This is a genomic window from Micromonospora cabrerizensis (genome assembly GCF_022230955.1).
Lineage (GTDB): Bacteria > Actinomycetota > Actinomycetes > Mycobacteriales > Micromonosporaceae > Micromonospora > Micromonospora cabrerizensis.
The window spans coordinates 19,038-37,752 of record NZ_JAKKFI010000112.1 but is presented as its reverse complement, the minus strand read 5'-3'; the positions used below and the strand labels follow the sequence as shown (position 1 = coordinate 37,752).

Annotated in this window: 15 protein-coding genes and 1 pseudogene; 11 read left to right on the top strand and 5 right to left on the bottom strand. The window is 72.3% G+C overall.

Features of this window, described 5'->3' with window-relative positions:
* Both LADH09A_RS29030 and LADH09A_RS29025 read left to right on the top strand, forming a co-directional pair.
* A pseudogene (locus tag LADH09A_RS29030) lies at window positions 1-1,127 on the top strand (chromosome segregation protein SMC); the annotation flags it as partial.
* Window positions 1,127-1,747, top strand: a complete 621-nt coding sequence (locus tag LADH09A_RS29025; protein ID WP_238648862.1) for an HAD-IA family hydrolase — start codon at window positions 1,127-1,129, stop codon at window positions 1,745-1,747. The pseudogene LADH09A_RS29030 and the gene LADH09A_RS29025, both read left to right, overlap by 1 nt.
* Before the next feature lie 7 nt (window positions 1,748-1,754).
* On the opposite strand, the gene LADH09A_RS29020 is transcribed toward LADH09A_RS29025, so the two are convergent.
* From LADH09A_RS29020 to LADH09A_RS29000, 5 genes are all read right to left on the bottom strand, one after another.
* A complete protein-coding gene (locus LADH09A_RS29020; protein ID WP_238648861.1) occupies window positions 1,755-2,276 on the bottom strand; it encodes a DinB family protein in 522 nt (173 codons plus the stop codon).
* Window positions 2,277-2,320: 44 nt separating this feature from the next.
* The gene (locus tag LADH09A_RS29015; RefSeq protein WP_238648860.1) at window positions 2,321-2,815 is read right to left on the bottom strand and encodes a universal stress protein; all 495 of its coding nucleotides are present in this window, start codon (window positions 2,813-2,815) and stop codon (window positions 2,321-2,323) included.
* 9 nt (window positions 2,816-2,824) lie between these two features.
* On the bottom strand, window positions 2,825-4,444 hold the full coding sequence (locus LADH09A_RS29010) for an MDR family MFS transporter (protein WP_238648859.1): 1,620 nt from the start codon (window positions 4,442-4,444) through the stop codon (window positions 2,825-2,827).
* 145 nt (window positions 4,445-4,589) lie between these two features.
* A complete protein-coding gene (locus LADH09A_RS29005) occupies window positions 4,590-5,030 on the bottom strand; it encodes a MarR family winged helix-turn-helix transcriptional regulator (RefSeq protein WP_238648858.1) in 441 nt (146 codons plus the stop codon).
* A gap of 10 nt (window positions 5,031-5,040) precedes the next feature.
* A complete protein-coding gene (locus tag LADH09A_RS29000; RefSeq protein ID WP_238648857.1) occupies window positions 5,041-6,768 on the bottom strand; it encodes an alkaline phosphatase D family protein in 1,728 nt (575 codons plus the stop codon).
* Between the two features lie 183 nt (window positions 6,769-6,951).
* Between LADH09A_RS29000 and ftsY the strand changes: the two genes are divergently transcribed.
* The 9 genes from ftsY to LADH09A_RS28955 all read left to right on the top strand — a co-directional run bounded on the left by ftsY (window position 6,952) and on the right by LADH09A_RS28955 (window position 18,318).
* Window positions 6,952-8,139 carry a signal recognition particle-docking protein FtsY gene (gene ftsY / locus LADH09A_RS28995; protein WP_238648856.1) on the top strand — a complete coding sequence of 396 codons (1,188 nt, stop codon included), beginning with the start codon at window positions 6,952-6,954 and terminating at the stop codon, window positions 8,137-8,139.
* Window positions 8,140-8,145: 6 nt separating this feature from the next.
* Window positions 8,146-9,009 carry an aminoglycoside phosphotransferase family protein gene (locus LADH09A_RS28990; RefSeq protein ID WP_179782531.1) on the top strand — a complete coding sequence of 288 codons (864 nt, stop codon included), beginning with the start codon at window positions 8,146-8,148 and terminating at the stop codon, window positions 9,007-9,009.
* A 276-nt stretch (window positions 9,010-9,285) separates the two neighbouring features.
* Window positions 9,286-10,695, top strand: a complete 1,410-nt coding sequence (locus LADH09A_RS28985) for an ammonium transporter (RefSeq protein WP_238648855.1) — start codon at window positions 9,286-9,288, stop codon at window positions 10,693-10,695.
* Between the two features lie 25 nt (window positions 10,696-10,720).
* Window positions 10,721-11,059, top strand: coding sequence for a P-II family nitrogen regulator (locus LADH09A_RS28980; RefSeq protein ID WP_172862163.1), 339 nt, complete (start codon window positions 10,721-10,723; stop codon window positions 11,057-11,059).
* A 16-nt stretch (window positions 11,060-11,075) separates the two neighbouring features.
* Window positions 11,076-13,352, top strand: a complete 2,277-nt coding sequence (locus tag LADH09A_RS28975) for a [protein-PII] uridylyltransferase (RefSeq protein WP_238648854.1) — start codon at window positions 11,076-11,078, stop codon at window positions 13,350-13,352.
* Between the two features lie 335 nt (window positions 13,353-13,687).
* Complete coding sequence (locus tag LADH09A_RS28970; protein ID WP_238648853.1) at window positions 13,688-14,809, top strand: sensor histidine kinase; 1,122 nt, start codon at window positions 13,688-13,690, stop codon at window positions 14,807-14,809.
* Window positions 14,806-15,462 (top strand): response regulator transcription factor, encoded by a 657-nt coding sequence (locus tag LADH09A_RS28965; protein WP_238648852.1) that lies wholly within the window; start codon window positions 14,806-14,808, stop codon window positions 15,460-15,462. Before LADH09A_RS28970 ends, LADH09A_RS28965 begins: the two co-directional genes overlap by 4 nt.
* Window positions 15,463-15,576: 114 nt before the next feature.
* Window positions 15,577-17,133 (top strand): signal recognition particle protein, encoded by a 1,557-nt coding sequence (gene ffh / locus LADH09A_RS28960; protein ID WP_238648851.1) that lies wholly within the window; start codon window positions 15,577-15,579, stop codon window positions 17,131-17,133.
* 105 nt (window positions 17,134-17,238) lie between these two features.
* Window positions 17,239-18,318, top strand: coding sequence for an amidohydrolase family protein (locus LADH09A_RS28955; protein WP_238648850.1), 1,080 nt, complete (start codon window positions 17,239-17,241; stop codon window positions 18,316-18,318).
* The last annotated feature ends 397 nt before the right edge of the window (window positions 18,319-18,715 follow it).

Here is an 18,715-nt window from a genome sequence, read left to right as displayed (position 1 = left end):
CCGCCCGGGAGCGCGCCGCGGCCCGGCGGGCCGCGCGCACCCGGGGGGCGGGCATCGCCCGGGCCGTCGCCGGCGGCGCCCGGGAGGCCCTCACCCGGCTTACCACCTCGATCGCGACGGCCGAGGAGCACCGCGACGCGGTCGCCCTGGAACGCGCCGCCCGCGAGGCCGAACTCCAGGAGGTACGCGGGGCAGCCAAGCGTCTCGCGGCGGAGCTGGAGCGGCTGACCAGCCAGGTGCACCGCGACGAGGTGGCCCGCGCCGAGCAACGACTGCGCATCGAGCAGTTGGAGGCGAAGGCCGCCGAGGACTTCGGGCTGGACGTGGAGACGCTGGTCGCCGAGTACGGCCCCACGCAGCCCGTCCCGCCGACCCAGGTCGACGTCGCGACGGCTGAGCGGGACGGCCTGCCGGTGCCCGAGCCGGTCCGCTACGAGCGCCCGGTGCAGGAGAAGCGGGCCGCCAAGGCGGAACGCGAACTGGCCCTGCTCGGCAAGGTCAACCCGCTGGCGCTGGAGGAGTTCGCCGCGCTGGAGGAGCGCTTCAAGTTCCTCTCCGAGCAGTTGGAGGACCTCAAGGCCACCCGTCGGGACCTGCTCACCGTGGTCAAGGACGTGGACGAGCGGATCCTGGAGGTCTTCGCCAGCGCCTTCGAGGACACCGCTCGGGAGTTCGAGCAGGTGTTCACCGTGCTCTTCCCCGGCGGCGAGGGCCGGCTGATCCTCACCGAGCCGGACGACCTGCTCACCACCGGTGTCGAGGTGGAGGCCCGCCCGCCGGGCAAGAAGATCAAGCGGCTATCGCTGCTCTCCGGCGGCGAGCGGTCGCTGACCGCGGTGGCCATGCTGGTGGCGATCTTCCGCGCGAGGCCCAGCCCGTTCTACATCATGGACGAGGTGGAGGCGGCGCTCGACGACGTCAACCTGGGCCGGCTGATCCTGTTGCTGGCACAGTTGCGGGAGAAGAGTCAGCTGATCGTCATCACGCACCAGAAGCGGACGATGGAGATCGCGGACGCGCTCTACGGAGTCACCATGCGCAGCGGGGTCACCCAGGTGATCAGCCAACGGCTCAACCGGGCCGACGAGGACGACCAGCGGCACGGCCGCGGCGAGGAGAACGGGTAGTGGCTCGGGAACGCGCGACGGCGCTCCTGCTGGATCTGGACGGCGTCCTGCGCCGGTTCGACCCGGCGGTCGCCGCCGGGGTGGAGCGGGAGTACGGCCTCGCCGACGGGGTACTCACCGAGATCGCCATGCAGTGGGGCCGACTTCAGCCGGTGCTCACCGGCCAGCTCACCCACGCCGACTGGGTGAGCAGCGTGGCCGACGCTCTCGCCGAGCCGGCCGGTGGCCCGGACCGGGCCCGGGCAGCGGTGGAGCAGTGGCAGCGCTACCGGGGCGAGGTGGACAACGAGGTGCTCGACTTCGTCCGCGAGGTGCGCGCGGCGGGGATCAAGGTCGGCCTGGCCACCAACGCCACCGACCTGCTCGACGCCGACCTGGCCGCGCTCGGGCTGGCCGACGAGCTGGACGTGGTGGTCAACTCCTCCACGCTCGGGGTGCACAAGCCCGCCCCGGAGTATTTCCAGGCCGCCTGCCAGGCGTTGACCACCCCACCGGCCCGGGTGCTCTTCGTCGACGACGAGGACTGGGCCGTGCGGGGTGCCCGGTCCGCCGGGCTGTCGGCGCACCGCTGGGGCGGTCACGCCGACCTCCGCTATCTGCGGGCTGCCCTGGACTACTGAAGGCTGGTCACTCGCCGGTGACGCCGTCGAGGCGTTCCCGGATCAGGTCGGCGTGGCCGTTGTGCCGGGCGTACTCCTCGATCATGTGCACGTACACCCAGCGCAGGTTGAACGTGCGCTTCTTCGCGCCGACCTCGGTGAACGTCTCGTCGAGCGAGTGGCCGGCGGCGGCCTCGCGGGCCAGCGCGACCTCCCGGTGGAAGGTGGCGAAGTCCGCCTCGGCGTCGGCGGCGCTGACGTCGTGGTCGGCGTCCGGGTTCTCCGGGGTGAAGTACGGGTAGTCGACCGGCTCGCCGGCGAAGTTCTCCCGGAACCACCAGGCCTCGACCTCGGCCAGATGCCGGACCAGGCCGAGCAGGGTCAGCCCGGACGGTTCCACGCTCGGTGTGCGCAACTGCTCCTCGTTCAGGCCGGAGCACTTGAGCAGCAGTGTCTGCCGGTGGTAGTCGAGCCAGCCGTCGAGCATGGTGCGCTCGTCGCCGACGTACGGTTCGGGGGTCCGGGTGATCTCCGGTGCGATCCAGGTCATGCCGCGCATCCTGCCCGGCACACCTGACATGTCGCGACGGGTTATCAGGGCACCACGACGACGGGCCAGCGGCCGGTGCGGACCAGGCGGGTGGCGACCGAGCCGACCAGTCGGTGACCGGCCTGCTCGGACGTGCCCACCACCACCATGTCGGCCTGGAACTCGTCGGCCGCCGCGCACAGCTGCCCGTACGCGTCGCCCCGGCGGAACAGGAAGGTCACCGGGATGCCCCACTGCTCGGCCCCACGCCGGCACTCCCGGCGCAGCTCGTCGGCCACCTCGTCGTGGGTGCGCTGCACCGCCCCGGCGTCCATTCCCGGCACCAGGGCGGTCAGACCGCTGGCCGAGCTGACGAAGACCACCACCAGGGCGGCGCCCTGCCGGCGGGCCAGACCCGCGGCGTAGGCACCGGCCCGCTCGGAGGTGCGGGTGCCGTCGACGCCCACCATGATCACCCGAGGGCCGTCCGTGCCCCTCTCGAAGGGCAGCGGGCGGGTCCGGGGGCCGTAGTCCTCGCGGTCCGGTGCTCCCACGTCCATCGGTCTACCTCACCTCTGCTCGCCGGTACGGATCACGGCCGCGCCAGCGCCGGCGGCGAGGGTCGATTCCCGCTCGACCTCGTCGGAAACGGGGTTGCCGTTGTGCTGCCGCAGCGGCACCTCCTTGATGAAGCTCACCGCGATCAGCGCGATCAGCGCGAAGGGGGCGGCCACGAGGAAGATGTCACCGGCACCGTGGCCGTACGCGCTCTCCACGACCGCCCGCAGCGGGCCGGGCAGGGTGTGCACGTCGGGCAGGGTGCCGCCGCTGCCGGAGCTGGAGGCGGGAATGCCGAGCTGGGCCAGCCCGTCGGCGGTGTAGTCCTTGACCTTGTGGGCGAGCACCGCGCCGAGGGCGGAGACGCCGATCGCGCCGCCCAGGCTCCGGAAGAACGCCACCACCGAGCTGGCCGCGCCGAGTTCGTGCGGGCCGACGGTGTTCTGCACGGCGAGGACCAGGTTCTGCATGGTCATGCCCAGGCCGAGGCCGATGATCGCCATGTAGACGCTGAGCAGGGTGAAGCTGGTGTCGGCGCGGAGGGTGCCCATCAGCGCGAAGCCGATGGTGAGCAGCGCCGACCCGATCACGAGGTACCGCTTCCAGCGGCCGGTCTTGCTGATGACCCGCCCGATGACGGTGGAGGCGATCAACAGGCCGAGGATCATCGGCAGGGTCATCAGACCGGACATGGTCGGGCTCTGACCGCGGCTGATCTGGAAGTACTGGCCCAGGAAGATCGACGCGCCGAACAGGCCCACACCGACCGCGATGCTGGCCACGACGGCGAGGGTGATGGTGCGGTTGCGGAACAGGTGCGGCGGGATCATCGGCTCGGCGGCCCGGGTCTCGACCCGGATCGCCAGCGCGCCGAGAACCAGGGCGCCGACGACCATGACGGCGGTCTGCCAGGAGGCCCAGGCGAACTGGTCACCGGCGAGCGAGACCCAGATCAGCAGGACCGAGACGGCCGCGGTGATCAGGGTGGCGCCCCACCAGTCGATCTCGGCCTTCCGCTTGACGACCGGCAGGTGCAGGGTCTTCTGGAGCACGATCAGCGCGAGGATGGCGAACGGCACGCCGACGTAGAAGCACCAGCGCCAGCCGAGCCAGGAGGTGTCGACGATCACGCCGCCGATCAGCGGGCCGCCGATGGTGCCGACGGCCATCACCGCGCCGAGGTAGCCGCTGTAGCGGCCCCGCTCGCGCGGCGCGATCATCGTGGCCATGATCACCTGAGCGAGCGCGGTGAGACCACCCGCGCCGACGCCCTGGAGGACGCGGCAGGCGATCAGCTCGCCGGTGCCCTGCGCGAGACCAGCCAGCACCGAGCCCAGCACGTAGATGCCCAGGGCGAGCTGGACCAGTGTCTTCTTGCTGGTCAGGTCGGCCATCTTGCCCCAGATGGGGGTGGTCGCGGTGGTCGCGAGCAGGGCCGAGGTCACGACCCAGGTGTACGCGGACTGGCCGCCGTGCAGTTCGGTGATGATCCGCGGCAGCGCGTTCGAGATGACCGTGGAGGAGAGGATCGCGACGAACAGGCCCAGCAGCAGGCCGGAGAGTGCCTCCAGGATCTGCCGGTGGGTCATGTCGACGGCGGTCGCCTGTGTGGGCGCTGTCGCCTGGCTCATCGTTGTTGCCTCCGAGCGGAGTCGAGGTGGAACGGCGGCGGGCTGGTGTGCACCGGCCGCTGTGAGTTGCCTGAGGCAACCGTATGCCTTAGTTGCCTGAAGCAACAACTTGTCGGAAGGGCCCGCTATTCCCCGGTCCGGGGCGCTACTGCCAGGAGTCGTTGAACCGGCCGAGCAGCCGGGCGAAGTCCTCGACATCCCGCTCCGGCCAGCCGTCCAGCGCGCGCAGGAACTCGCCCAGCCGGGCGGCCCGGGCCACGTCGAAGCGGCGCTGCCCCTCCTCGGTGAGACTGATCTGCGCGGCCCGCCGGTCGCTGGGATCGGGGTCGCGGTAGACCAGGCCGAGGACCTCCAGGGCGTTGATCTGCCGGCTCAGCGTGCCCTTGCCCACACCGAGCCGCGCCGCCAACTCGGTCAACCGGATCGACCCACTGCGCCGCAACCAGAGCAGCAGCCCGTAGGTGTTGGGCTCCAGGTTCGGGTGCACCTCGCGGGCGATCTCCCAGGAAACCGCCCGCCCACGACGCAGCAGGGCGGTCAACTCGTGCTCGACCGCCCGGATCGGTTCCGGCAGGTGCTCGTCCACGGCGTAGAGACTACGGCGAGGTCGGCTGTGCGGCGGCCGAGAGTCGACGCCGCATCACCGGGCGTAGGGCCCCGTCCTTGGTGGTGCCCTCGATGACCACGTCAGCCCGGCGACCCTCATGCGTCAGGGTGGCGACCGCGTTGCCGAAGTAGGGACCGGCCAGCTTGCGCCACCGCACCCCCGGCCGCCGTACACCCGCGGAGCGGGCCAGCGCCCGGGTGGCACCGGCCGGACCGGCCGACCACCCGAGGCGCATCAGCGGACGGATGCCGGCCGGCACCTGGTTGTGGATCGGTGAGCAGGTGAGCTGGTGCACGGGCGTGACCACCGCCGGGTCGCCGAAACGGGCCCGGGCCACGTACGAGTGGTGCACGTCCCCCGAGAGCACGCTGATCGACGCCGGCGGGGCGTACGCCGGACCGGCGCCGACCCGCGCGCCGGACTGCCGGGGGGTGCCGGTGCCGATGCGGGCGAAGGTCTCCGCCAGCGCCTCGAAGGAGCGCCGGAACGCCGCCCAGTGCTCCAGGTCCAGGGCGCGGCGCAGCTTCTCCGCCCCACGTGCCACCCAGGGGCGACGGGAGTCCGCCAGCTTCTCGTTCCACGCCTCGATGTGGTGGATGCCCTGCGGCAGCAGCCAGGGCAGCGAGGCGCCGACCACCAGGTGGTCGTAGACCCCGTGTGCCTGGTCGAGGAACCAGGACCACTCGCCCGGCGGGAGCATCGCCCGGCTGCCCGGGTCGAGCACCCGGCTGCACCGGTTGTCGAGCATGACCAGCCGGGTCCGGCCCAGGTCCAGTGCGTAACTCCACTGGTACTGCACCGCGCGCCAGCGCTCGGTGTCGTGCGCCACGTCCGACTCCTGGTCGACCCGGTGCCCGAAGTCGCGCAGCACGCCGGTGGCGTCCTCGGCGGCGGCGACCTTCGCGAAGACCGGGTCGGCGGCGATCTCGTCGGGGGAGAGGTTGCCCAGGTGCTGGTAGACCCAGTACGAGGCGAGCCCGCTGCCGATCCGCTCCTGCCACCACGGCTGCTCACGCACGTCCGCACGCCACGACGCCGAGGTGTTCCAGTCGTCGATGATCTCGTGATCGTCGAAGATCATCACGCTCGGCACGGTGGAGAGCAGCCAGCGGATCTCTGGGTCACGCCAGGACTCCAGATAGAGCTTCGTGTACTCGTCGAAGCTCACCACCTGGTCGGCCGGGGCACCCTTCGGGCGCTTCCGTCGCCGACGCAACAGCCGGCGCACCGTGGGCGAGGTCACGTCGGCGTACACCTGGTCACCGAGCAGGACCAGCAGGTCCGGCGGCGGGTTCGACTCCGGGTCGGCCATCAACCGGCGGGCGTACGCGTCCAGCGCGTCCGGTGGCAGTTTGCGGGTCGTGGAGTGCTGGGTGGTCTCCCGGCACGAGCCGAAGATCATGTTGACCGGCTGGTCCAGGTCGTCGGCGGCCCGGGTGCGGATCACGCTCGGCGGGAAGCCGCTGCTCGGCACCGGCCAGACCACCTCGTCGTCGACCAGCACCTCGTAGGTGGTCGCGCTGTCCGGGGTGAGCCCCTCCACCACGACGAGGGCGTAGTGGTGGTCGTACGCCGAGAAGGTGGGTGCGGTGCCGGTGGCGCCGTCGGCGGTGCGGACGGTGACCACGGCGGGCGCGGCCGTCTCCACCCAGACGGTCGCTCGGGTGTCCACCACTCGCCGCAGGAGTGGGCCGATGAGGAGGTGTGCGGCGGGCATGCGGCCGAGCCTACCGCCGCTCCCCGGCACCAGCCGGGGGCGGTGGCTGAGACTCCGGGCACCGCTCGCGGGGGCGGTGGCTCACACTCCGGGCACCGCTCGGGGTGCGGTGGCTGAGACTCCGGACGCCGCTCGGGGTGCGGTGGCTGGGACGCCGCCGCCCGCATCTGACAGGATTCCGGCATGGCCGAATATCTCGTCCTCGCTCTGGTCCTGCTCGGTGTGCTGATCGCCGGCACAGTCGGGCTGGTCGTGCCGCGCCTGCGGCGGCGGCCCGAGCCCCCGCTGCCGCACACCGAGGTCGACACCAGGGCCGAGGAAGATCTCGCCGGCCCGCCGGTCGAGGCACCGGAGTCCGATCTGTCCACCGGCGTCCTGGTCGAGCCGCCGCCGGTCATCGAGGCGCCCGCCCCGGTGGAGGTGCCCGAGCCGACCGCCGGGCGGCTGGTCCGGCTCCGCTCCCGACTGTCCCGCTCGCAGAACGTCTTCGGCAAGGGCCTGCTCGGCCTGCTCGCCCGCGACCACCTCGACGAGGACGTGTGGGAGGAGATCGAGGACAGCCTGATCACCGCCGACGTCGGCGTCGACGCCACCCGTGACATCGTCGACCGGCTCCGTGAGCGCACCCGGGTGCTCGGCACCCGTTCGGCCTCCGAACTGCGGGCACTGCTGGCCGCCGAGCTGGTCAACGCGCTCGACCCGAGCCTGGACCGGTCGTTGCGGACCGCCCCGAAGGACGGCGTGCCGGCCGTGGTCCTCGTCGTCGGCGTCAACGGCGCCGGCAAGACCACCACCTGCGGCAAGATCGCCCGAGTGCTGGTCGCCGACGGCCGTACCGTGCTGCTCGGTGCCGCGGACACCTTCCGGGCCGCCGCCGCCGACCAGCTGGAGACCTGGGGCTCCCGCGTTGGCGCCGAGACCGTGCGTGGGCCCGAGGCCGCCGACCCGGCCAGCGTCGCCTTCGACGCGGTCAAGCGCGGCATCGACACCGGCGTGGACACCGTGCTCATCGACACCGCCGGCCGCCTTCAGAACAAGGTCGGCCTGATGGACGAGCTGGGCAAGGTCAAGCGCGTGGTGGAGAAGCAGGGCCCGATCGACGAGACACTGCTCATCCTGGACGCCACCACCGGCCAGAACGGGCTGGAGCAGGCTCGGGTCTTCACCGAGGTGGTCAACGTGACCGGCGTGGTGCTGACCAAGCTCGACGGCACCGCCAAGGGCGGCATCGTGATCGCCGTGCAGCGCAAGCTCGGCATCCCCGTGAAGCTGGTCGGCCTCGGTGAAGGCAAGGACGACCTGGCCCCGTTCGACCCGGCGCAGTTCGTCGACGCGTTGCTGGGGACCGAGGCCACCGGACGGGACGCGTAGTCTCGGGTGTCCAGTGACAACCGCGCATACGCGGGCTGGCGTGAGCCCGGCCACCCCTCGCAGCGCCTCGGGAGACCGTACGTGACTTCGCAGGAGATCCCGCTGCACGGCGGCAACGTGAGCACCGTCGTCCGCGTCGGTGACACGGTCCGTCGCAACGCCGGGCCGTGGACACCGTCCGTGCACGCCCTGCTGCGCCACCTGGAGTATGTGGGCTTCACCGGCGCTCCCCGGGCGCTCGGGATGGACGAGCGCAACCGTGAGGTGCTGTCGTACCTGGAGGGGGAGTGCGGGGAGTACCCGCTCGCCCCGCACTGGGTGACCGACGAGGCGCTGGTCACCGTCGCCACCATGCTGCGCATGTTCCACGACGCGCAGTACGGCTTCACCCCGCAGCCGGGGGCCGTCTGGCGCTCGTTCGGGCCCCCGCCGCCGGACACCGAGGTGATCTGCCACCACGACGCCGCGCCGCACAATGTGATCTGGCGGCCGGACGGCACCCTCGGGCTGATCGACTTCGACCTCGCCTCGCCCGGCGCGCGGATCTACGACGTGGCGTACGCGGCCTGGACCTGGGTGCCGATCTTCGCGGACCGCGACTCGATCACGCTCGGCTGGAAGCACCCGGACCGGCCGCGCCGGCTCCGGCTCTTCGCCGACGCGTACGGGCTGATCCCTCGGGACCGGCACCGGCTGATCCGGACCATCCGCAAGCGGATCGTGGACCACGTCGAGGGGATCCGCCGGATGGCCGCCGCCGGTGAGCCGGCGTTCGTCCGGATCGTGCACAAGGGCCACCTGCGCCGACCGATGCGCGATCTGCGGCTGCTCGACTACGAGCGGCACGCACTGGAGAACGCCCTCCGCTGAGCGTCGGCCGGTCGATGCTCGGCCGGTCCCGTCAAGCGGACCGGTCGATGGGCCTGGCCGGTCAGCCATCGACGTCCGCCGTCCGAACGATCCACCATTGTCCATGCCGCTGACTGTGCGGACTTCGTGACACGTACGAAACAACCCGTCACGAGACGGAAACCCGCACGGGACCCTGGGTGAAACAGCCGGCCGCGAAGCTTCCGCGCAACCGGCCTACGGGCGACGCTGCCCCGGAAAGCCGCGAAGGAGGACTTCACCCTTTAGGAGGCCAGCGTGCCTGAAGCACCGACGATCGACGGCGCCAATACCACGTGGCTGCTGGTTTCGACCGCGCTCGTGCTGCTCATGACCCCCGGACTGGCGCTGTTCTACGGCGGTCTGAACCGGGCCAAGGGCGTACTCAACATGATGATGATGAGCTTCTCGGCTATCGGGCTCATCTCTATTCTGTGGTGGTTCTACGGTTTCAGCGTCGCCTTCGGGGCCGACGTGAACGGTTTCTGGGGCGACCCGGGCGCGTACCTCGGCACCAAGACGTTCCTCGCCGAGACCGACCTGTGGGGTGCCACGGCGGAGAACCCCAGCGGCATCGGGGTCCCGCTCTACGTGTTCATGGCCTTCCAGATGGTCTTCGCGGTGATCACCGTCGCGCTGATCAGTGGTGCCATCGCCGACCGGGCCAAGTTCGCCGGCTGGTTGCTGTTCGCCTTCGGCTGGGCCACCCTGGTCTACTTCCCGGTCGCCCACTGGGTGTGGGGCGGCGGCATCATCGGCGCCGACATCCACGCCCTGGACTTCGCCGGTGGCACGGCGGTGCACATCAACGCCGGTGCGGCGGCCCTGGCCGTGGTTCTGGTGCTGGGCAAGCGGCTCGGTTGGCCGCGTGAGGGCATGAAGCCGCACAACATCCCGCTGGTCGCGCTCGGTGCGGGTCTGCTGTGGTTCGGCTGGTTCGGGTTCAACGCCGGCTCCGAGCTGACCGTCGACTCGGTCGCCGGCCTCGCCTTCATCAACACCCAGCTCGCCACGGCGGCGGCGGTGCTCGGCTGGATCGCGGTCGAGTGGGTCAAGACCCGTAAGCCGACGATGGTGGGTGCCTCGTCCGGTGCTGTCGCCGGTCTGGTCGCCATCACCCCGGCCTGTGGTTTCATCGCCCCGTGGGCGGCCGTCCTGCTCGGCGTCGTCGCCGGTGCGGTGTGCGCGCTCGCCGTCAGCCTCAAGTACAAGCTCGGCTACGACGACTCGCTCGACGTGGTCGGCGTGCACTTCGTCGGTGGTTGGATCGGTTCGCTCTGGCTCGGTCTCTTCGCCACCAACTCGGTCAACGCCGCGATCACCGACGTGGTGGGCGCGTCCGATGGCCTCTTCTACGGTGGCGGCGCGACCCAGCTCGGTCGGCAGGCCCTCGCCGGCCTGATCGTCACCGTCTGGTCGTTCGGCATCGCCTGGGTGCTCGCCTTCGTCATCGAGAAGACGATCGGCTTCCGCGTCAAGGGTGAGGCCGAGGTCGAGGGCATCGACATCGCCGAGCACGCCGAGAGCAGCTACGACCTGTCCCCGGCCGGTGGCGGCACGGGCAGCGCGTTCGCGATGGCCGGCATCGGCACCCCCGGTGGCGGCGCGAGTGGTGCCAAGCCGCCGGCGGAGCCCGCCGAGACGGTCAGCGAAAAGGTCGCCGGTTAACGTTCCTGGGATGGAGGGGTTGGACATGAAGCTGGTGACCGCAGTCATCAAGCCGTACCAACTGGACGCGGTGAAGGAGGCCCTGCACGCCCTCGGGGTGGCCGGGCTGACCGTCAGCGAGGTTCAGGGGTACGGGCGGCAGAAGGGGCACACCGAGGTCTACCGGGGTGCCGAGTACACGGTCGAGTTCCTGCCCAAGATCCGGGTTGAGGTGCTCACCGACGAGATCGACGTGGACAAGGTGGTGGACGCCATCGTCGGGGCGGCCCGCACGGGCAAGATCGGTGACGGCAAGGTCTGGGTCACCGGTGTCGAAGAGGTCGTCCGGGTGCGTACCGGCGAACGCGGCCTAGACGCCCTCTGATCGCGCCGATACCGACATGACCTCGTTGATCAGGAAGAACGCGTCAGGACACGCCGGTGACGGCGACGCGAACCTCTTGATCAACGAGGTCGTCGGCGTTCCCGGGGGGATCGGGGAGGCCGCTCGGCTGGAGCGGGCGAGCGCGTACGACAGCTTTCTGCGTCGGTTGCTGCCGTCGCGGGAGGGGGTCGCGCTGATCGCCGTCGGGGGGTTGGGGCGTCGGCAGTGCGCCCCGTACGGCGATCTCGACCTGGTTCTGCTGCACGCGGGAGTGCCCGGCACCGACGAGTTGGCGGCCTCGGTCTGGTACCCGATCTGGGACGCGGGCCTGCGGCTCGACCACTCGGTGCGTACCGTCTCCGAAGCGCTCTCGGTGGCCCAGGACGACGTCAAGGTCGCACTCGGGCTGCTCGACGCCCGGCTGGTGGCGGGCGACCAGACGCTGGCCGACGCGCTGATCCGCACCGCCGCCGACCACTGGCGGCGCACCGCCGTCCGGCACCTGCCCGGCCTGCGGGCGGTCACCGAAGCCCGCTGGCAGGCCCACGGCGAGCTGGCCTTCCTGCTGGAGGGCGACCTGAAGGAGGCCGCCGGCGGTCTGCGCGACGTGGGACTGCTGCGGGCGATCTCCGCCGCCGGCATCACCGACGCGCTGCGCCCCGCCGTACGCGCCGCCCACCTGCGCCTGCTGGACACCCGGGACGCCCTGCACCAGCAGGTCGGCCGGCGGGTCGACCGGCTGGTCGCCCAGGAACGTGACGGTGTGGCCGGGCTCCTCGCGCTGGAGGACGGCGACGCCCTCCTGCGCCGGGTCGCCGGTGACGCCCGCACGGTCAGCCACGCCCTGGACGACGCCTTCCGTGCCGCCGACCGGCTGCGCTCCGGCCGGTCCCGAGGGGGAGGTGCCCGCCCCGCGCGCCGCCCGGTGGCCCGCGACGTGGTCGAGCACGACGGTGAGCTCGTGCTGGCCCGGACGGCGATCGGGGCTCGCCCCGACCCGAGCCTCTCGCTGCGGGTGGCCGCCGCGGCGGCCACGACCCGACTCCCGATCGCCCGGGCCACCTGCGAGTGGTTGGCCGCGTACTGCCCGCCCCTGCCCGCGCCCTGGCCGGCTGATGCCCGGGCCGCGCTGGTCACCCTTCTCGGCGCCGGTCCCGGCCTGGTGCCCGCCTGGGAAACCTGCGACCGGTACGGCCTGGTCGACAACTGGCTGCCCGAGTGGACCCGGCTGCGCAGCCTGCCGCAGCACAACCCGGTGCACCGCTACACCCTCGACCGGCACCTGGTGCAGACCGCTCACGAGGCCAGCCGGCACGCCCGCGAGGTGGAGCGCCCCGACCTGCTGCTTCTCGGCGCTCTCCTGCACGACATCGGCAAGGGCCTTCCCGGTGACCACAGCACCGTCGGTGTCCCGGTTGCCCAGGCGGTGGCCACCCGGGTCGGTCTGCCCCCCGCCGAGGTCGAGTTGATCGGCACGCTGGTCCGGTTGCACCTGCTCCTGCCCGACGTGGCCACCCGCCGGGACCTGGCCGACCCGGTCACCATCGCCTCGGTGGCCGAGGCGGTCGGTGACACCGGCACCCTCGACGTGCTGCACGCGCTGGTCCGCGCCGACGCGGCGGCGACCGGGCCGGCGGCCTGGTCCGACTGGAAGGGCCGACTCGTCGCCGAGCTGGTCGCCCGGGTTCGCACCGCGCTGGACACCGGCGTACTCCCCGAGCCACCCGCTCCGGACCCGGAGCTGCTGGCCGGGCCGCTGCCGGTCGTCCACCTGACCGGCGACCGGGTGTCGGTAGCGGCGGCCGACCGGCGGGGTCTGCTCGCCACGGTGGCCGGCTGCCTGGCGCTGCACCGGCTGGAGGTGATCTCCGCGGACGCCTCCGCCGTCGACGGTCGGGCCCTGGTCGAGTGCCGGGTGCAACCCCGCTACGGTCTCCCGCCGGACCCGGTCCCTCTCCGCGCCGACCTGCGCCGGGCGGTCGCCGGCGACGTGTCGGTCACCCAGCGGTTGCGCGGGCGTGCGCTCGCCAGCCGTGGCGGCGGCGCGGCGCCACGGGTGGTCTGGCACCGGGAGGCCGCCACCGACGCCGTACTGCTGGAACTGCGGGCCGCCGACGCCGCCGGGTTGCTCTACCGGGTCGCCTGCGCGCTCGACGAGGCGGGTGCCCTGGTCCGCGCGGCCCGCATCTCCACTCTCGGCGCCGACGTGGTGGACGCCTTCTACCTGGTCGGTGGCTGGCCGGACGACGCCACCCGGGCCCGCCTGGAAGCTGCCGTCCTCGCCGCTGTCTGACCTACCGCGCCGCTCGGCCGCTCGGCCGCTCGGCCGCTCGGTCGCTCGGTCGCTCGGTCGTCCTGCCGACGAGTGCGGCCGGGCGGTGCTCGGCCGTTGGCCGCCCGTGCCAGCCGGTCACTCCTGAGAGCGCTATACCTCAGAGTCATATTTATGCCTCAGAGTCATCAGGCTCGTGAGGGCGTCCGCCGCCAGCGCGCTGCGATCGGAGGGCCGGCTCGGGTGGGTACGTCCGGGGGCGTAGCCGCGGTACCGCTCGTCGACGCACGTCAGATGGCGTCGGCGCGGGCAGAATGACGGCCATGCGAGGCGGCGGGCGGTGGCGATGGCCGGGGGTGGCGGCAGACGCCGCGCTCGCCCTGGTGCTGCTCGGGTTCGGGTTGCTGGCCACCGGTCTGGCCGGGGACAACCAGCCGGCTTCGACGCCGGTCGACGCCGCCAGCCGGGTGCTGATCGCGGTCGCCGCGCTCGCTCTGCTGTTGCGCAGGCGCGCCCCGATCGCGACCCTGGCCGTGGTCACCGTGACCACGTCGGCGTACCTGGTTCTCGGCTACCCGTACGGGCCGATCCTGGTCGTGTTCCTCATCGCCGTCTACACCGTGGCGGTGCGACTGCCGGTGCGCCCGGCGGCGCTCGCCGCCGCTGGCGCGTTCGTCCTGTTGTTGGCGCACGTCTTCGGGTCCCGCGGCCCGGCGCCCGGCTGGGCCGGAGTGCTGCCCGCGTCGGCCTGGGTGGTCGTACCGTTCGCGGTGGGGGTCGTGGTGCGGGTCAACCGCGAGTCGGCCGCGCGCAGCCGGGCCGAGGCGGCCCGAGATCGCGCCGAACAGGCCCGGCGGCAGGCCGACGAGGAGCGACTGCGCATCGCCCAGGAGGTGCATGACGTGGTGGGGCACGGGCTCGCCGCGATCAGCATGCAGGCGGAGATCGCCCTGCACCTCCTGCCGAAACGGCCCGAGCAGGCGGAGACCGCGCTGACCGCGATCAGCCGGACCAGCCGGGAGGCGCTGGACGAGCTTCGGGTCACCCTCGGCGCGGTGCGGCAGGGCGCCGAGCGAGGGCCGGTGCCCGGCCTGGCCCGGCTCCCGGCGTTGCGGGACCGGCTCGCCGGGGCCGGACTCGCCGTCGACCTGCGCGTGGTCGGCCAACCGTGGGACCTGCCGGCGGCGCTGGACCTGACCGCGTACCGGGTGGTGCAGGAGGCGTTGACCAACGTGCTGCGTCACGCGGGGGTGGCCGACGCGGAGGTGCGGGTGGACTACCGCGCCGACGAGGTGACCGTCGAGGTCACCGACCGGGGAACGGGTGCCGGGGCGGCTTTCGTCGACGACGAGAGCGGGCACGGCCTGGCCGGGATGCGGGAGCGGGTCGCGGCGCTGGGCGGGCGGTTGGCGGCCGGGCCGCGCACCGGCGGCGGGTTCCGGGTGTACGCCCGTCTGCCCGTGGGGCCGGCCACGTGATCCGGGTGCTGGTGGCCGACGACCAGGATCTGGTCCGGCTCGGCCTGCGCGCGCTGGTGGAGAGCGAGGACGACCTGGCGCTCGCCGGCGAGGCGGCCGACGGGTTGCAGGCGGTCGAGCTGGCCCGGCGGGTTCGGCCGGACGTGGTGCTGATGGACATCCGGATGCCCGGCATCGACGGCATCGAGGCGACCCGGCGGATCGTCGCGGACCCCGACCTGACCGGTACGCGGGTGGTGGTGCTCACGACCTTCGAGCTGGACGAGTACGTCTTCGACGCGCTGCGCCACGGCGCGAGCGGGTTCCTCACCAAGGACACCCGACCGGCCGAGCTGCTGCGGGCGATCCGGTTGGTCGCCGAGGGGGAGGCGCTGCTGTCGCCGTCGGTGACCCGTCGGGTGGTGCGGGAGTTCGCCACCCGGCCGTCGCGGGTGCTGCGCCCGCACCCCCGGCTGGGCGCGCTGACCGATCGGGAGCGCCAGGTCGTCGGCCTGGTCGGGGAGGGCCTGAACAACGAGGAGATCGCCGCCCGTCTGGTGGTCAGCCCGGCGACCGCGCGGACCCACGTCAGCCGGGCGATGGGCAAGCTGGGAGCCCGGGACCGGGCCCAGCTCGTCGTGTTCGCGTACCAGTCGGGGTTGGTGTCGGGGTGAGGCCCGGGCCGGGCGACAGCGGCCTTGCGGCGGGGCGGCTACCCTAGCGGTGGCCGGACTCCGCAGTGCCGGCCGCGTTGTGCCCGCCGGAACACTGACAAACGGGATGTTCGCGTGTTTGACACCTTGAGTGACCGCCTGTCCGGGATCTTCACCAAGCTCCGCGGCAAGGGTCGGCTCACCGACGCCGACATCGACGCCACCGCGCGCGAGATCCGTCTCGCGCTGCTGGAGGCGGACGTCGCGCTGCCGGTGGTCAAGGGCTTCATCGCGGCCGTCAAGGAGCGGGCGCGCAGCTCCGAGGTCTCCCAGGCGCTGAACCCGGCCCAGCAGATCATCAAGATCGTCAACGAAGAGCTGATCACCGTGCTCGGCGGTGAGGGCCGGCGGCTCCAGTTCGCCAAGCAGCCGCCGACCGTGATCATGCTGGCCGGTCTCCAGGGTTCCGGTAAGACCACCCTGGCCGGCAAGCTGGCCCGCTGGCTCAAGGGCCAGGGGCACCAGCCGCTGCTCGTCGCCGCCGACCTCCAGCGCCCCAACGCCGTCGGGCAGCTCCAGGTGCTCGGTGGCCGGGCCGGTGTCGAGGTGTACGCCCCGGAGCCCGGCAACGGCACCGGTGACCCGGTGCAGGTGGCGCGCGCCTCGATCGAGCACGCGAAGCGGGCGGCCCGCGACATCGTCATCGTCGACACCGCCGGCCGGCTCGGCATCGACGCCGAGATGATGCAGCAGGCCGCCGACATTCGCGACGCGGTCCAGCCGGACGAGGTCATCTTCGTCATCGACGCGATGGTCGGTCAGGACGCCGTCCGCACCGCCGAGGCGTTCCGCGACGGCGTCGGCATCACCGGCGTGGTGCTCTCCAAGCTCGACGGCGACGCTCGCGGTGGTGCCGCCCTGTCGGTGCGCGAGGTCACCGGGCAGCCGATCCTGTTCGCCTCCACCGGTGAGAAGTTGGAGGACTTCGACGTCTTCCACCCCGACCGGATGGCCAGCCGGATCCTCGGCATGGGCGACGTCCTCACTCTGATCGAGCAGGCCGAGCAGGCCTTCGACTCCGATCAGAAGGAGAAGATGACCGCCAAGCTGATGGGCGGCGAGCAGTTCACCCTGGACGACTTCCTCGACCAGCTCATCGCGGTGCGGCGAATGGGGCCGATCGCCAACGTGCTGGCCATGATGCCCGGCATGGGGCAGATGAAGGACCAGCTCGCCGAGCTGGACGACAGCCACTTCGACCGGGTCACCGCGATCATCCGGTCGATGACCCCGGGCGAGCGGACCAACCCGAAGATCATCAACGGCTCCCGCCGGGCGCGTATCGCCAACGGCTCCGGGGTCACCGTGATGGACGTCAACCAGCTGCTCAACCGCTTCACCGACGCGCAGAAGATGATGAAGCAGATGGGCGGCATGATGGGCCTGCCCGGCGGTGGCCGGCGCAAGGCGACCAAGTCGCCGAAGAACAAGCGCAAGGGCACCAAGGGTGGCGGTCGGCCGCGTACGGGCGCCGGAGCCGGGATGCCGGGCGGCTTCCCGGGTGGCATGCCGCAGCTTCCGCCGGGGATGGACCCGAACGACCTCGCCGGTGGCCAGGGCCTTCCGCCCGGCTTCAAGCTCCCGAAGATCGACTTCAACAAGCTCGGCAAGGGCGACAACCGCCCCCGCTGACCTCCGTGCCGGTCGAGGGCGACCTGCTCGCCCCCGCTGACCTTTGTGCCGGTCGGGGGCGACCTGCTCGCCCCCGACCGGGTGTGATCGGGTAGGACTGTGCCCATGGCTCAACATGTGCGCGGTGTCCTGCTCCCCGACGACGAGGTCCGGGATCTCTGGCTGGTCGGGGACCGGGTGACCTTCACCCCGGTGCCCGGTGCGGAGACCGTCGTGGACGGCGGCTTCGTGCTACCCGGGCTGGTCGACGCGCACTGCCACATCGGCATCGCCCGCGGCGGCGCCCCGATCACCTCACTCGACCAGGCCCGCGAGCTGGCCCACGTCGACCGGGACGCCGGCGTGCTGGCGATCCGCGACGCCGGGTCGCCGTACCCGTACCCCGAACTCGACGACGAGCCGGACCTGCCGCGACTGGCCCGCGCCGGCCGGCACGTCGCGCCGCCGAAGCGCTACCTGCGGGACATCGGCGTGGAGGTCGACGCCACCGACGTGACCGCGACGGTGGCCGCCCAGGCGCGGGCCGGCAACGGCTGGGTCAAGCTGGTCGGCGACTGGATCGACCGGGGCGTGGGTGACCTCGCGCCGGCCTGGGACGCGGATACCCTCACCGCAGCCGTCCAGGCCGCGCACAACGCCGGCGTACGCGCCGCGGTCCACACCTTCTCCGAGTCGGCGGTCGAGATCATGGTGCGGGCCGGGGTGGACTCGGTGGAGCACGGCACCGGGCTCAGCCTCGACCTGATCGACGAGATGGCCCGGCGGGGCACCGCGCTGATCCCCACGATGATCAACATCGCCACCTTCGGAGGCATCGCCGAGCAGGCGCGGGGCAAGTTCCCCGGGTACGCCGAGCACATGCTCGCCCTGCGCGACGGTTTCCCCGAGGTGGTGCGTGCCGCCTACGAGGCGGGGGTGCCGATCTACGTGGGCACCGACGCCGGTGGTGGCATCGACCACGGCCTCGCCGCCGAGGAGATGCTGCTGCTGCACGAGCAGGCCGGCATGGCACCCGTCGACGTGCTCGCCGCCGCCTCCTGGGGCGCCCGACAGTGGCTGGGCTTCCCCGGCCTGGTCGAGGGCGGTCTCGCCGACCTGACCGTCTACCCCGAAGACCCCCGCCGCGACCTGCGCGTCGTCCGCGCCCCCTCCCGCACGATCCTGCGCGGCCGAGTGGTGCGCTGACCCGCGCGCCCCGCCGCGACCGCCGACGCCGGGCTCACGGTGGCGTCGGCGGTCGCCCGTGTGTCGCCGCCGCGCTCCGTGCCGCCTGCTCCGCGCTCCGTGCCGCCTGCTCCGCGCTCCGTGCCGCCTGCTCCGCGCTCGGCGCTCCGTGCCGCGCTCTCGGCGGCCTCGGGCCGTGTTCCGCCGCAAGATCGCGCTCGATCCTCGATGTAGTGGGGTCCTGCAACGCCGAGGCCACTACATCCTGGATCGAGCGCGATCTTGCGGCCCGCGACGGGACCTGGCGCGCTCAACCGGTGGTTGCAACACCCCTGCTGGGAGGAAGATCCGCTCAACATCGGTGATGTTGCTGCCTCCCGCGCGCCGGAGGCAGCAACATCCCGGAAGTTGCGCGGGG

What these genes read in the sequence shown, in the direction of transcription:
- LADH09A_RS29000 (WP_238648857.1), bottom strand. Translation starts at nt 6,768, where the DNA reads ATGCCCGCCGCACACCTCCTCATCGGCCCACTCCTGCGGCGAGTGGTG.
- LADH09A_RS29015 (WP_238648860.1), bottom strand. Translation starts at nt 2,815, where the DNA reads ATGGACGTGGGAGCACCGGACCGCGAGGACTACGGCCCCCGGACCCGC.
- LADH09A_RS28975 (WP_238648854.1), top strand. Translation starts at nt 11,076, where the DNA reads ATGACCTCGTTGATCAGGAAGAACGCGTCAGGACACGCCGGTGACGGC.
- LADH09A_RS29020 (WP_238648861.1), bottom strand. Translation starts at nt 2,276, where the DNA reads ATGACCTGGATCGCACCGGAGATCACCCGGACCCCCGAACCGTACGTC.
- LADH09A_RS28955 (WP_238648850.1), top strand. Translation starts at nt 17,239, where the DNA reads ATGGCTCAACATGTGCGCGGTGTCCTGCTCCCCGACGACGAGGTCCGG.
- ftsY (WP_238648856.1), top strand. Translation starts at nt 6,952, where the DNA reads ATGGCCGAATATCTCGTCCTCGCTCTGGTCCTGCTCGGTGTGCTGATC.
- LADH09A_RS28980 (WP_172862163.1), top strand. Translation starts at nt 10,721, where the DNA reads ATGAAGCTGGTGACCGCAGTCATCAAGCCGTACCAACTGGACGCGGTG.
- LADH09A_RS29010 (WP_238648859.1), bottom strand. Translation starts at nt 4,444, where the DNA reads ATGAGCCAGGCGACAGCGCCCACACAGGCGACCGCCGTCGACATGACC.